At 41.7% G+C, this 12520-nt stretch carries 16 protein-coding genes; 13 read left to right on the forward strand and 3 right to left on the reverse strand.

Annotated features, from left to right (window positions below):
* The first annotated feature begins 125 nt into the window (after positions 1 to 125).
* The 6 genes from ACIFOD_RS20720 to ACIFOD_RS20745 all read left to right on the forward strand — a co-directional run bounded on the left by ACIFOD_RS20720 (position 126) and on the right by ACIFOD_RS20745 (position 2570).
* The gene (locus ACIFOD_RS20720; protein WP_430316080.1) at positions 126 to 713 is read left to right on the forward strand and encodes a peroxiredoxin family protein; all 588 of its coding nucleotides are present in this window, start codon (positions 126 to 128) and stop codon (positions 711 to 713) included.
* Positions 714 to 916: 203 nt separating this feature from the next.
* On the forward strand, positions 917 to 1063 hold the full coding sequence (locus tag ACIFOD_RS20725) for an FbpB family small basic protein (RefSeq protein ID WP_113967859.1): 147 nt from the start codon (positions 917 to 919) through the stop codon (positions 1061 to 1063).
* A 105-nt stretch (positions 1064 to 1168) separates the two neighbouring features.
* Positions 1169 to 1312, forward strand: a complete 144-nt coding sequence (locus ACIFOD_RS20730) for an acid-soluble spore protein N (RefSeq protein WP_044336998.1) — start codon at positions 1169 to 1171, stop codon at positions 1310 to 1312.
* A gap of 73 nt (positions 1313 to 1385) precedes the next feature.
* Positions 1386 to 1613: a small acid-soluble spore protein Tlp gene (gene tlp, locus ACIFOD_RS20735; protein WP_113967860.1), complete on the forward strand. Its 228-nt coding sequence runs from the start codon at positions 1386 to 1388 to the stop codon at positions 1611 to 1613.
* A gap of 166 nt (positions 1614 to 1779) precedes the next feature.
* The gene (locus ACIFOD_RS20740) at positions 1780 to 2196 is read left to right on the forward strand and encodes an acyl-CoA thioesterase (RefSeq protein WP_397551344.1); all 417 of its coding nucleotides are present in this window, start codon (positions 1780 to 1782) and stop codon (positions 2194 to 2196) included.
* A gap of 65 nt (positions 2197 to 2261) precedes the next feature.
* Positions 2262 to 2570: a hypothetical protein gene (locus tag ACIFOD_RS20745; RefSeq protein ID WP_397551343.1), complete on the forward strand. Its 309-nt coding sequence runs from the start codon at positions 2262 to 2264 to the stop codon at positions 2568 to 2570.
* A gap of 36 nt (positions 2571 to 2606) precedes the next feature.
* Here the strand turns inward: ACIFOD_RS20745 and ACIFOD_RS20750 are convergent, their stop codons facing one another.
* A complete protein-coding gene (locus ACIFOD_RS20750) occupies positions 2607 to 2897 on the reverse strand; it encodes a HesB/YadR/YfhF family protein (RefSeq protein ID WP_430316081.1) in 291 nt (96 codons plus the stop codon).
* A gap of 129 nt (positions 2898 to 3026) precedes the next feature.
* Here ACIFOD_RS20750 and ACIFOD_RS20755 point away from each other — a divergent pair, with 129 nt between their 5' ends.
* Positions 3027 to 3287, forward strand: a complete 261-nt coding sequence (locus ACIFOD_RS20755; RefSeq protein ID WP_430316082.1) for a hypothetical protein — start codon at positions 3027 to 3029, stop codon at positions 3285 to 3287.
* Between the two features lie 110 nt (positions 3288 to 3397).
* Here ACIFOD_RS20755 and ACIFOD_RS20760 read toward each other — a convergent pair whose 3' ends face one another.
* A complete protein-coding gene (locus ACIFOD_RS20760) occupies positions 3398 to 4564 on the reverse strand; it encodes a CapA family protein (RefSeq protein WP_430316083.1) in 1167 nt (388 codons plus the stop codon).
* Positions 4565 to 4844: 280 nt separating this feature from the next.
* Entirely contained in the window at positions 4845 to 5426 is a 582-nt protein-coding gene (gene plsY, locus ACIFOD_RS20765) for a glycerol-3-phosphate 1-O-acyltransferase PlsY (protein ID WP_148969316.1), read from the reverse strand.
* 199 nt (positions 5427 to 5625) lie between these two features.
* Here plsY and ACIFOD_RS20770 point away from each other — a divergent pair, with 199 nt between their 5' ends.
* The 6 genes from ACIFOD_RS20770 to parE all read left to right on the forward strand — a co-directional run bounded on the left by ACIFOD_RS20770 (position 5626) and on the right by parE (position 12519).
* The gene (locus tag ACIFOD_RS20770) at positions 5626 to 6924 is read left to right on the forward strand and encodes a purine/pyrimidine permease (protein ID WP_430316084.1); all 1299 of its coding nucleotides are present in this window, start codon (positions 5626 to 5628) and stop codon (positions 6922 to 6924) included.
* Positions 6925 to 7100: 176 nt separating this feature from the next.
* On the forward strand, positions 7101 to 8078 hold the full coding sequence (locus ACIFOD_RS20775; protein ID WP_430316085.1) for an ABC transporter ATP-binding protein: 978 nt from the start codon (positions 7101 to 7103) through the stop codon (positions 8076 to 8078).
* The gene (locus tag ACIFOD_RS20780; protein WP_430316086.1) at positions 8075 to 8731 is read left to right on the forward strand and encodes an ABC transporter permease; all 657 of its coding nucleotides are present in this window, start codon (positions 8075 to 8077) and stop codon (positions 8729 to 8731) included. Before ACIFOD_RS20775 ends, ACIFOD_RS20780 begins: the two co-directional genes overlap by 4 nt.
* A gap of 23 nt (positions 8732 to 8754) precedes the next feature.
* Positions 8755 to 9654, forward strand: a complete 900-nt coding sequence (locus ACIFOD_RS20785; protein ID WP_430316087.1) for a glycine betaine ABC transporter substrate-binding protein — start codon at positions 8755 to 8757, stop codon at positions 9652 to 9654.
* A 188-nt stretch (positions 9655 to 9842) separates the two neighbouring features.
* Positions 9843 to 10250 (forward strand): CoA-binding protein, encoded by a 408-nt coding sequence (locus ACIFOD_RS20790; RefSeq protein WP_430316088.1) that lies wholly within the window; start codon positions 9843 to 9845, stop codon positions 10248 to 10250.
* A gap of 298 nt (positions 10251 to 10548) precedes the next feature.
* Positions 10549 to 12519, forward strand: coding sequence for a DNA topoisomerase IV subunit B (gene parE / locus ACIFOD_RS20795; protein ID WP_430316089.1), 1971 nt, complete (start codon positions 10549 to 10551; stop codon positions 12517 to 12519).
* The last annotated feature ends 1 nt before the right edge of the window (position 12520 follow it).

The following is a 12520-nucleotide window of genomic DNA, read 5'->3' on the forward strand; positions in this document are numbered from 1 at the left end:
GGGCTTTTTTTATTTTCCTTTAGCAACTATTAAGGGCGAAAGTTCACTTGAAAATCCATGACTAAATAGAGACAAGCTAACATAAGATGATAGTAATATCATTCCTATGAGAGGAGCACACTCCTTTGAAATCTATCTTTGGCATTTTGCTTGTGGCTTTATTAGTCTTCACGTTCTATATGGAGAATAAGTCAGAGCCCACTTCTTTATCTGAAAGCACGTTCAGGCAAGCTGAGGAGTATGACCAATTAATCGATATAGAAGAAGGAGAGGTGTCGGAAACTACTCCTGTAGAGAACTACCCTGGTCCGAATGTCGGGGACAAGGCCATCGACTTCAAATTGGATACTTTATCCGGGGAATCCGTCACTTTATCTGAATTGAAGGGAAAGAAAGTAATTCTCAATTTCTGGGCTACCTGGTGTCCGCCGTGTAAAGAAGAAATGCCGATCATGCAGGAGTTCTACACGAAATACGGTAAGGACATTGAAATACTGGCAATCAATATCGATCCCCAATACAACGTAAAAGAATACCAAAAAGCAATGGGACTCACATTCCCGATCCTATTAGACAAAGACGACAAAATCAACAACGCCTACGACATCCTAACAGTCCCAACCACCTATATCATCAACGAACAAGGAACCATCACCAACAAACAAATCGGCGCCATCACCAGCCTTGAATCCTTCACCGCGCTAATCAAGTGAGGGACGGACCTTCAACCGTATTAAAACGACGATTTATCGTTGGGGAGGGACGGACCTCTACATTTCAGAGCTTTCGATATTCAATCGTCCAAATCCCATAATCCGTCCAAAAAACAGCTCTACTATTGTGACCTTTGTTTAAAATATCTGACATTTGGATATACTACTTATAACAAACCACAATTGAGAGTGAGGGGATTGGATTGCGAAGACCGCGAAAAAAATCATTTGCAGATCTTGTGAAAGAAAACAAAAAGCAGCTTCTTCTTGATCAGGATGCCATTGATGCCATTGAAGAACGAATCGATGCCAGACTGGAAATAAAGCGCCCAATAGGCAAAGCCGAGTAAGGAATTACGAGGCTTATTTTTTTTGCCCCAGAAATAATACTGCCAATTATTACGCCTTTTCTTCCTTCCCATTTTGGTAATCATACTAGTAAGGAGGGGAAGTTAATGAGCAATTCAAAGGGAAGTCCGAACCATTTTGCACCAAACCATATTGGTACTCAATCAAGAGCAGCAGGCGGAAACAAGGGAAAACAAATGCAAGATAAGTCAGGTAAGCATGCGCAAGTCATCCAAACAAAGGGTGAATAACGCTTGTGACAAAAAATGAAAAGGGAACGGCTTAAGGTCCGTCCCTCATCACAAATAGCAGGAGGAATGAAGGATGGCATGGGATAAACCGAATCCGGATGATCGCAGTGATAATGTAGAGAAGCTTCAAGGTATGGTTCAGCATACGATTGAGAATATGGATAAGGCTGAGGAGTCGATGGCTTTCACAGACAGTGAAGAGCAGCTTCAGTCTATTAAAGCGAAGAATGAGCGTCGCAGAGAAAGCCTTGAAGCTTTCCGTAATGAAATTAAAGACGAAGCTCATCAAACAGAACAATAACAACCGCAACCCGAACGGACAAGGCTCTTTAGAGTACCTGGCTGTTCGGGTTCTTTCGTCAATATAAGGTTAGCAGGCTCCACACTCTTAAGCCTATTTATTCAATGCCTTCTCCATCTATGTTAAAATGAGGAAGGATACTGACTAGATGAAGAGGGTGTAGAGGATGCATATTGCTGAAAAAACCATAGAGGTACGATACGCAGAAACCGATCAAATGGGTGTTGTGTATCATGCGAATTATCTTGTATGGATGGAAATAGGAAGAACGCAGCTTATTGAAGATCTCGGCTTTAAGTACGCTGATATTGAAAAAGAAGGGATTCTTTCTCCAGTTATCGATCTGAATGTCAGCTATAAATCACCGGTTCGTTACGGGGAAAAAGCGTTTATTAAAACGTGGGTTGAAGAATATGATGGTCTCCGCATTACATATGCTTATGAAATTTATAATGGTCAAAACCAGCTGGCCATCACGGGACAATCGAAACATGTTTGCGTGAAGCAAGAAAACTTCCGTCCGATTTCTATACGTAAAATGTTTCCTCATTGGCATGAAGCATACGAGAAGGTAAAAAAGTAATTTCTACATATTGAATTATCTCTTGAAAACTACTTTACAGAAGCATGACAGAAAGGAAAATCTCCATGGCATTCGGGTTAACCAAACGTGAATTACTTGCATGGAAGCAGTGTGTAAAACGGGGAGAAATTGCATTTCTCACTCATTATTGGCTTGATGACCGATTCCCCCATGCACGATCTGTCACGAAAGTGGGCTGTTGTGATCTTGATACATTAACACAGTGGGGAGATAAATACGGGTTGAAAAAAGAATGGATTCATGAGAGGGAAGACGGTTTTCCTCATTTCGATCTATTGGGAGATATTCAATATGACATTCTTCTTAAAGAGGGGCTCCACGACCATATCTCACGCTTTATAAACCGAAAATGAAAAGGCTGGCGAATGCCAGCCGCTTTCCATGCTACCTTACTTTTTGTACTCATATGAAGGTTCTTGAAGTTTATCGTCAAACTCGACGTATAAATCATGACCATCAAAAAACCATAAATCTCTCTCTTCAATAAAAAATTCCATGTTCTCGATTTCAATTCGTTCGCCGAGATCAACCGGTTCGGCTTTGTTCACTCCTAATGAAAAACTATCATGCAGAGGACTGGAACCTCCATAGCGTACATAAAAACGAACTTGATCGCCTTCCTCTACAAGCATTTCGTTCTTAAACCACGTTAGAGCTTCTTTTGAAATATGTATCTTCATTGATGAGACTCCTTTCTCTACAGGTATTCCTTCAGAGTGTTTCATGTTTCTTTACAAAGAAGGTTTCATTTCATATTATATACATAGAAAAGAAGGAACATCTACTAATACGCATAAAGGATGAGATGGATGAATACACAAGCATTATTATACTACATAGGTGCATTTATATTTGCCGGTTTGAGTGTATTGACGTTCCTGCAATTACACGATGCGAAATATCAGATGGAAGCAGGCACCTTTATTATCGTTGCTGCACTCATTTATTATGGGATGGTCACTCTATTCTTTAAGGGCAGCCGCAAAACTTTCTTGGTGGCCAATGCCTTATTGGCTGTATTGGCCCTTGGAGGCATATTCTTTAATTCATTGCTATTCGGTGGACATTAAAAAAAACGAGCTTCCCGTAGTGGAGGCTCGTTTTTGTATACCTTAGAAAATTCAGGTCAGCACATGGGCATATGGATGGCTTTAGGAAGTCACCTTCAGCCGGCTTTTTATTATTCAGGCAGGCCATTCACCATATGGGAAACCATTTCTTCTTCTGAATAACCAATCAACCCATTCTTCTTAGCAAATTCAAGAGGGTAGATTCGGTAATTATTGTAATGATTTTCTGAAACAAAGGTTGGCTGGAATTCAATGGAAGGGAACGTAATTTTAGAACCGCCCGGATTCATCCTTTTTTCTACTTGAACCGTAACCATTCCTCCAATATCTTTGAAATCATCTTTTTGTCCTGAAAGAAAATTCCCTAATGAATAGATTACTACAGCATCCCTGCCATCGCTCGTTTTGTATGTTTGGATTGGCTGCAGAACGTGTGGATGATGGCCAAAAATGATATCAACACCATTTTCCGTTAACACATTGGCCAGTCTTTCCTGTTCCTCAGTAGGGAAGCGTTGATACTCATTTCCCCAATGCAAACTCAATACGACTAAATCAATGTTCATACTTTTAGCTTTCTTGATTTCTTGTATCATGTTTTGCTCGTCAATCAGATTGACTAAGTAGTCCTTCCCCTTTGGCACAGGGATTCCATTTGTTCCATATGTGTATGAAAGCAGGGCAAACTTGATACCGTTTACATTGAATGTGCGAATTCGCTCCTTGTCTTCCTGACTTTTAAAGGCACCCACATATGGCATGGATATCTTCTCATAATAGTCGATTGCACTCAGAAGACCTTTTTCTCCTTGATCCAATGAATGATTATTGGCAGTCGTGACTGCATCCACTCCCACGTCCTGTAAGGATTTCACAATTTCTTTCGGACTATTGAAAAGCGGGTAACTGGAAACGCCAAGTTCCTCACCAGCCGGGGTTGATTCCTGATTGGCAATAAGGAAATCAGGGGCAGCCAGCATGTCCTTGATCGGTGAAAACATAGGGGTGAAGTTATACCCATTTTCATCTTTGGCATCATTATATACGGTATCATGGAGAAGAATATCTCCGATGGCGGCAAGTGTTGCATTCGACTTTATCGATTTCCCCGAAGCTTGAACTTCTTTCGTCGTATGGAGCAAAGGGTAGAGCTTCTCATTCTGTTTTCCTTCAGCAGAGGTGTTCCAGTCTGAGTATTGCTTATTTACAAGAAACCCGATCACTAAGAGTAAAGGAACACAAAGGAATACTCCTGTCATTAATCGCTTTTGATTCATATTCATCATCCTTTATATTTACACTACCTCTATTTTACAAAATAAAAGGGGAAAGCGGGGCATATTTAGGAAAATACTGAAGTATATTATCATATTTTTGTGAATTTTAAACTATTTTGTTTAATCATGATGTTGTTAACCTTTTGATATCCATCATCTTTCTCAAACGACTGGAAAGGTATACCTATTTGATTGAACTAAAACCATAAAAAAAGCCACCTCTGCAGCAGAAACTCTCCTATAGAATAAGGAGGAGCCTGTTGCTTAGGTCGCTTTTTTACTACAGCCATTTGATTTTAGGTTCCGTTTTATTTTTGATTCGGACAATATTCGCACGATGCCTGTAAACAACGAAAATGGTCAGGATTCCAACGACTATAATGAGTGGAATATCTCCCGTGAAGATGGAGTACGTAAAGGCGAGCACTGCTGCTATCATTGAAGAGAGTGATACATACTTGGTTGCATACAAACAGATGAAAAAGACAGCCAATAAAATTAAAAATAAGATGTAATTATAGCCTAGAAGAACACCCGCAGAGGTTGCTACTGCTTTTCCTCCTCTAAAGTTTGCAAACACGGGATACATATGACCAATCACAGCAAATACGCCAGCCAATAACATATGTACATCACTTTCAAATAGTAATGGTAAGAGAGTGGCTACCGTTCCTTTTAAAATATCCATGATTGTGACAATCATCCCGGCCTTCACACCCAAGGTTCTGAACGTATTGGTTCCGCCAAGGTTTCCACTTCCATGCTCACGGATGTCTTTACCGTAGAACGTCTTCCCAATCAGTAATCCTGAAGGGATGGAGCCTAATAAATAAGCTAATACAAGTATAAGGGCAAAAATCATCATCACTGCTCCTTTTAAAATAACTAATCCGTTCTTATTTTAACATGTTTTCCATAGGATGGGGAGAAAATAAGTGAAAAAATTAGTACCTGTTCATAAAAGTAGATAATATCTTTTATTCCTCATAAATCTGATTCACAAGGAGGGAAGTATGTTAAAATAGACTCACTTTACATAGTTGAAATGAAGGTGTACACATATGCAATTATTTTTATCGGGCTTTCAATGGGTGGCCTTTATGGTCGCAGGCTCAATCGCCGCTCCTATTGCCATAGCTGACCTGTTTCAATTGTCTCCGGCAGATACGGCAGGGTTCATTCAGCGGACCATCTTTGTGTTAGGGGCTGCCAGTCTTATCCAAGCATTGGTTGGTCATAAACTTCCCATTAATGAAGGCCCCGCCGGATTGTGGTGGGGGGTTTTCGCCATCTATGCGGGCTTTTCAGGAACCCTGTACAGCAGTCACGAAGAAGTGCTGACCGTTTTACAGGGGGGGATGATTGTTAGTGGTGTGATTTTCTTTATTCTGTCTGCAACAGGACTATTAAAGAAGTTATCAACCTTATTTACACCAGCGATTACATTTATTTACTTAATGCTATTGATTCTTCAATTAAGCGGATCTTTTATCAAAGGGATGTTCGGGATACAACATGAAGGACAATCTCTTCAACCGTTTGTCTTATTAGGAAGTATCATAACCATCCTTTTGGCATTATACTTTTCAGGTCATAAACGAAAGTGGATCCAACAATACTCCATTATTCTTGCCCTACTATCGGGATGGCTAGTCTTCATTCTCATGGGATTGGGTGAAAGCGTGACTGTTTCTGACAGCTGGTTTTCACTACCGGATGTGTTCGTCTTTGGAGCACCTGTATTCGATACGGGAGTCATTGTGACATCCATTTTCATTACATTCTTGTTAACGACCAATATGATTGCTTCCATTCGAGTGATGGAAGAGGTTATGAAGGCAAAGGGACAGCCCACATATGAAAGATTTACGAAGAGCGGCTTTGCTTCGGGATTGAATCAGCTGTTCGGTGGAGTATTCTCAGCCATTGGTTCTGTACCCATTTCCGGGTCTGCCGGTTTTGTTGCCGCTACAGGGATGTATTCCATTATTCCCTTTTTCCTTGGAAGTGCGCTCATTATGATCATCAGTCTGATCCCGAAAGTGATGAATCTATTCGCAAGTCTTCCAGCTCCAGTTGGCTATGCCGTTACCACGGTCATCTTCATCAAAATGGTCGGGCTTGCTCTCGGAGAGTACAGAAAAGAAGAGAACGTCGAAAGAATCCATTTTGTCGCCGGCATTTCTCTCATTGTAGGGGTAGGAGCCATGTTTGTGCCCCCGTCCGCTTTTAAAGACATGCCTGTAGTGGTCGCCTCCATTTTAAACAACGGTTTGATTCTCGGAACCATCACAGGAATCATCGTAGAACAATCTATTCTGTTAAAGAACAAACAACACCCTGAAGCCGGCAGACAATAGTTTGCCGGCTTTTTATTGTCTTGTACAGCCAGGAAGTATCTTGTATGAGGAATCCACATTATTCATAAACTAAGGCCACAAAGGCAATTCCTTGGACAACATGTTTACCTTTTGTATAATGAGGGTATCCCTTCTATGTTTAGAAAAATTTCTCAGTTCATAAAGCAGGTGGAAAAATGATTGAATTTAAGAATGTCACGAAAGTCTACGAAGATGGTACAGAAGCCATAAAGGGTATTAACCTGACGATTCCAAAAGGAAAGCTTGTTGCCTTGATCGGGCCTAGCGGATGTGGGAAGACGACCACGATGAAAATGATCAATAAGCTCATTTCACCTTCCAGTGGAACGATTCTGATTAATGGTAAAGATACTTCAAAAACCGATGAAGTGGAGCTCAGGCGTAATATCGGCTATGTCATACAGCGTATCGGATTGCTTCCGCACATGACAATTGAAGAGAATATCAGTCTGATTCCACGTTTAAAAGGATGGAAGAAGGAACAATATGAAGGCCGTGTAGATGAGCTTCTAAATCTTGTCGGACTTGATCCTGAAGTGTATCGTAAACGTTACCCGCTTGAGCTTAGCGGAGGACAACAACAACGGGTGGGCGTCATTCGTGCCCTGGCAGCTGAACCGCCTATCATTCTAATGGATGAACCCTTCAGTGCACTTGACCCGATCAGCCGGGAGCAGCTTCAGGATGAATTGAAAAGCATCCAAAATGCGATACATAAGACGATTGTGTTTGTCACACATGATATTGACGAAGCGTTAAAGATCGCTGATGAAATTGCAGTGATGCGTGATGGAGAAATTGAACAGATCGCTACGCCATCAGAGCTTTTGTCCCAACCTGCAAATGAATTCGTTCGGGCATTTATCGGTGAGGACCGCCTGAACGCTCGACAAACTCAACTGCAAGTAATCGACATGATGGAAGACAACACAAATTACGTGCACTATGAAGAATTGGAATATACTTCAATACCTTATGACGCAACGGTCCAAGAAGCGGCAAGAGTACTACTTGAGGCTGGAAAAACCTATCTCATGGTGACTAAAGACGGCCAAAAGCTAGGAAGCGTCACGGCCAGCGGGATTCTTCGTGCAGTAGCCTCAGAAGGGAAAAAGGAGGCACGCTCGGTATGAATACATTCTCACTACTGTTTATCAACACCATTTCAAATCGCTCGGATGCCATCGTAAACGGATTATTTGAGCATCTGTACTTATCATTCGTATCCATTTTTATAGCGATTGCCATCTCTTTGCCGCTGGGTATATACATATCACGAAAAAAACAAACAGCTGAATTTTACATCGGGATTACAGCCATTTTCCAAACCATCCCCAGCTTAGCACTATTTGGCTTTCTCATTCCCCTATTAGGTACAGGTAGTATCACAGCGATTATTGCCCTGACCGTGTATGCACTCTTACCGATTCTCAGGAACACGTACACGGGGATCATCGGGGTTGATGAGGGAGTCATAGAAGCGGGCAGAGGAATGGGGATGACAAACTCACAGCTTTTGTTTAAAGTGGAGCTCCCTCTCGCCCTGCCGTTCATTATGGCGGGTATAAGAACCGCAACTGTCTTAACGGTGGGAGTCGCGACGCTTGCAACCTTTGTAGGCGCGGGTGGACTGGGTGACCTCATTTACCGGGGACTATCCACTTGGAATAATTCTTTAGTTCTTGCAGGGGCCATTCCTGCCGCTTTACTTGCACTTTCTTTCGACTTTTTATTAAAGCTTCTTGAAAGAATGACAACACCTAAAGGATTAAAAGCACGTAAATAAATCACATTCAAAGGAGAGTAAGAATGAAAAAGAAATTAAAACCAGTTATTTTATTAATAGTCCTATCCTTCATCATCGCAGGTTGCGGAAATGGAGGGGGTAAAGACACGATTACGGTTTCAGGTAAGATGTGGACAGAGCAGTTTATTTTAACACAAATGATGGCTGAGCTTCTCAAAGAGAAAACAGACCTGGATGTTAAAGTGGAAGAAGGACTGGGAGAAGTATCGATTTTGACACCCGCTCTTGAAAAAGGCGACATCGACGTATATATCGAGTACACAGGAACCGGACTCGAAGCGGTGTTAAAAGAGCAAGCAAAGGAAGGGGCTTCAGCTGAAGAAATTCTATCTCAAGTCCGTAAAGGATACGAAGAAAAGTTCAATGTGACATGGTTAAAGCCACTTGGATTCGAGAATACGTATACCCTTGCTTATACTCAAAATCAGGACTTTGATGCCAAAACGTTCTCTGACCTTGTTCCCCTATCGAAGGATTTAAGCTTTGGAGCGCCGCATCAATTCTATGAGCGTGAAGGTGATGGGTACGATGCATTTGCCGAAGCCTACGGTTACGAATTCAAAGCGAAAGAAAGCTTTGACCCGAACATTATGTATGAAGCAGTTAAGAACGGAGATGTAGATATTATTCCGGCCTTTACAACCGATGGAAGAATACAACGTTACAATCTGAAAACGACTACGGACGACAAAGGATTCTTCCCACCATATGATGCCGCTCCTATCATCCGTCAAGAAGTTCTGGAAGAGCATCCTGAAGTAGAAGAAGTCCTGAATGAATTAGCAGGACAAATCTCTGAGGAAGAGATGAGTGAGATGAATGCCAAGGTGGATATGGATAAACAAGATCCTAAAGACGTAGCGCGTGAATTTCTCCTATCCAAGGGATTAATTGAAGAGTAAAATGTTAGAAGTGTCAGAAAGGATAGAGGAATGGCAACATCCTTTGTCCATCTGACACTTCATTCTGTTTAGGTATATTTATAAAATTTTGATAAATTAGAGGGAAATATGGTATAAAAGAAGAATAGGACTTAAGGAACAGTTAAAGAATGAATGGATAAGGAACGATGAAGGAGTTGTAATCATCTATGGAAAACCCATCCCGACAAGAAATTGGAAACATCCTTAAACAATCAAAACGCATTGCCGTGATTGGATTAAGTGACAATCCTGCACGAACATCTTATATGGTATCGAAAGCGATGCAGGATCAAGGTTATGAGATAATTCCTGTAAATCCAACCATTGACACCGCATTGGGCGTTAAAGCGGTATCTTCTCTGAAGGAGATTGAAGGACCGATTGACATTGTCAATGTATTTCGCCGCTCAGAATTTTTGCCACAGATCGCGGAGGAATTTGATGAAATCGATTCTAACGTGTTTTGGGCGCAACAAGGTGTAATGAATGAAGAGGCTTATCGCTTTTTGAAAGAACGTGGGTATACAGTCATTATGGATCGCTGTATTAAGGTTGAACATGCTTTAACCAAATAACTCTCACTCGTAACAAGCGGCTCTTACCGCTTGTTTTTTTTTCGGATGGGCTTTTCTACTTTCATTACTAAAAAATCCGGTCCATACACAAGAAAACAGTCCGATATCAGAGCCGTTCTAGGAAATTACATTTGCGAAAATCAAATAAAACGCTACAATATAGCATAGTGGTTTACCTGAGAAATGATCAAAACAGGTAAACGAACAAACGTTCTTGTGTTATAGTTAACATATACATAACCAATACTACCGTACAAGCACTATTTACGGTTAGAGAAGTTTTGAAAGGGGAATGTTCGTGGCCAACCAGAATAAGACCATGGATTACAATGATGATGCCATTCAAGTATTAGAAGGTTTAGAAGCCGTCCGTAAGAGGCCTGGAATGTATATAGGCTCTACAGATTCAAGAGGATTGCATCATTTAGTATACGAAATTGTCGATAATTCGGTGGATGAAGCATTAGCAGGCTTCGGAAATGAGATTATTGTTACGATACATAAGGATAATAGCATCTCTGTCCAGGATAAAGGACGCGGGATGCCTACTGGAATGCATAAGCTTGGCAAGCCCACTCCTGAAGTCATTTTGACTGTGCTGCACGCAGGAGGGAAATTCGGACAAGGCGGGTACAAGACCAGTGGCGGATTGCATGGTGTAGGTGCATCAGTCGTAAATGCCCTATCTGAATGGCTTGTGGTGACGATTGAAAGAGATGGAACGAAGTATGAACAGCGTTTCACAAAAGGTGGAAAACCGGAAACCACTCTTGAGAAAATCGGAAAAACGAAAAAATCCGGAACGTGTATCCATTTCAAACCTGATCCGGAGATTTTCAGTAATATCACCTATAATTATGAAACGATTTGTGAGCGTCTAAGAGAATCTGCATTCCTTCTTAAAGGATTAAAAATTGAAATCATTGATGAGCGTCATGATCTGAAGGAAGTCTTTCACTTCGAGAGCGGGATCCAGGCCTTTGTTCAATACTTAAACGAAGAAAAAGATGTGCTTCATAATGTAGCTTTCTTTGAAGGAGAAAATCATACGATCGAAGTGGAGTTCGCCTTTCAATTTAATGACGGGTTCTCTGAAAACATACTGTCATTTGTAAACAATGTTCGTACAAAAGACGGAGGTACCCACGAAGCCGGAGCAAAGACAGCCATGACCCGTGTCTTTAATGAGTACGCCCGGAAAGTTGGAATTCTAAAAGATCGGGACAAAAATCTTGAAGGGACCGACATTCGTGAAGGGCTGGCCAGTATCGTTTCTGTACGTATACCAGAACATCTCCTTCAATTTGAGGGGCAGACGAAAGGAAAGCTTGGTACGAGTGAAGCACGTTCCGCTGTGGATGCAGTTGTTTCGGAGCACCTTCTATATTTCTTAGAAGAAAATCCCGATACAAGCTCCCTTCTTATTAAAAAATCCATTAAAGCCGCCCAAGCCCGTGAAGCAGCACGTAAGGCAAGGGAAGATGCGCGTAACGGAAAGAAACGAAAGCGATCTGAAACCGTTCTATCTGGTAAATTAACACCTGCTCAATCGAGAAATCCTCAGCGCAACGAGCTCTATCTCGTGGAGGGGGATTCTGCGGGAGGTTCAGCGAAACAAGGTCGTGATCGTAAATTCCAAGCGATTCTTCCACTTCGGGGGAAAGTCATCAATACGGAAAAAGCCAAGCTTCAGGATATCTTCAAAAACGAAGAAATCAATACCATCATACATGCGATCGGTGGCGGAGTCGGTCCGGAATTTAACGTCGGCGACATCAATTATGACAAAATTGTCATCATGACCGATGCCGATACGGATGGAGCCCATATACAGGTTCTGCTATTAACCTTCTTCTATCGCTACATGAAACCATTATTAGAAGCAGGGAAAGTTTATATTGCACTTCCTCCTCTCTACAAAGTAAGCAAAGGAGCAGGAAAGAAACAAAAGCTTGAATACGCATGGACGGATGAAGAGCTTCAAGGAGCCATTTCTAAAGTTGGTAAAGGCTATATGATCCAGCGCTATAAAGGTCTTGGAGAAATGAACGCCGATCAGCTGTGGGAAACAACGATGGATCCTGAAACACGTGCACTGATCCGTGTCCGCATTGATGATGCTGCCCGGGCTGAGCGTCGCGTGACGACTCTTATGGGAGATAAAGTAGAGCCGCGCCGTAAATGGATTGAAAGCAATGTAGCTTTTGGGTTAGAAGAAGAAGGAAGTATTCTTGAAAATGAAAACATTACGGTCGCAGAGGAGGGGTAAT

The organism is Rossellomorea sp. NRS-1567, assembly GCF_050467885.1.
In the GTDB taxonomy this organism is placed as follows: domain Bacteria; phylum Bacillota; class Bacilli; order Bacillales; family Bacillaceae_B; genus Rossellomorea; species Rossellomorea aquimaris_C.

Bases quoted from the DNA above. Each gene is read 5' to 3' on its own strand.
- ACIFOD_RS20730 (WP_044336998.1), top strand. From the start codon at position 1,169: ATGAGCAATTCAAAGGGAAGTCCGAACCATTTTGCACCAAACCATATT.
- tlp (WP_113967860.1), top strand. From the start codon at position 1,386: ATGGCATGGGATAAACCGAATCCGGATGATCGCAGTGATAATGTAGAG.
- ACIFOD_RS20740 (WP_397551344.1), top strand. From the start codon at position 1,780: ATGCATATTGCTGAAAAAACCATAGAGGTACGATACGCAGAAACCGAT.
- ACIFOD_RS20745 (WP_397551343.1), top strand. From the start codon at position 2,262: ATGGCATTCGGGTTAACCAAACGTGAATTACTTGCATGGAAGCAGTGT.
- ACIFOD_RS20750 (WP_430316081.1), bottom strand. From the start codon at position 2,897: ATGAAGATACATATTTCAAAAGAAGCTCTAACGTGGTTTAAGAACGAA.
- ACIFOD_RS20755 (WP_430316082.1), top strand. From the start codon at position 3,027: ATGAATACACAAGCATTATTATACTACATAGGTGCATTTATATTTGCC.
- ACIFOD_RS20760 (WP_430316083.1), bottom strand. From the start codon at position 4,564: ATGAATCAAAAGCGATTAATGACAGGAGTATTCCTTTGTGTTCCTTTA.
- plsY (WP_148969316.1), bottom strand. From the start codon at position 5,426: ATGATTTTTGCCCTTATACTTGTATTAGCTTATTTATTAGGCTCCATC.
- ACIFOD_RS20770 (WP_430316084.1), top strand. From the start codon at position 5,626: ATGCAATTATTTTTATCGGGCTTTCAATGGGTGGCCTTTATGGTCGCA.
- ACIFOD_RS20775 (WP_430316085.1), top strand. From the start codon at position 7,101: ATGATTGAATTTAAGAATGTCACGAAAGTCTACGAAGATGGTACAGAA.
- ACIFOD_RS20780 (WP_430316086.1), top strand. From the start codon at position 8,075: ATGAATACATTCTCACTACTGTTTATCAACACCATTTCAAATCGCTCG.
- ACIFOD_RS20785 (WP_430316087.1), top strand. From the start codon at position 8,755: ATGAAAAAGAAATTAAAACCAGTTATTTTATTAATAGTCCTATCCTTC.
- ACIFOD_RS20790 (WP_430316088.1), top strand. From the start codon at position 9,843: ATGGAAAACCCATCCCGACAAGAAATTGGAAACATCCTTAAACAATCA.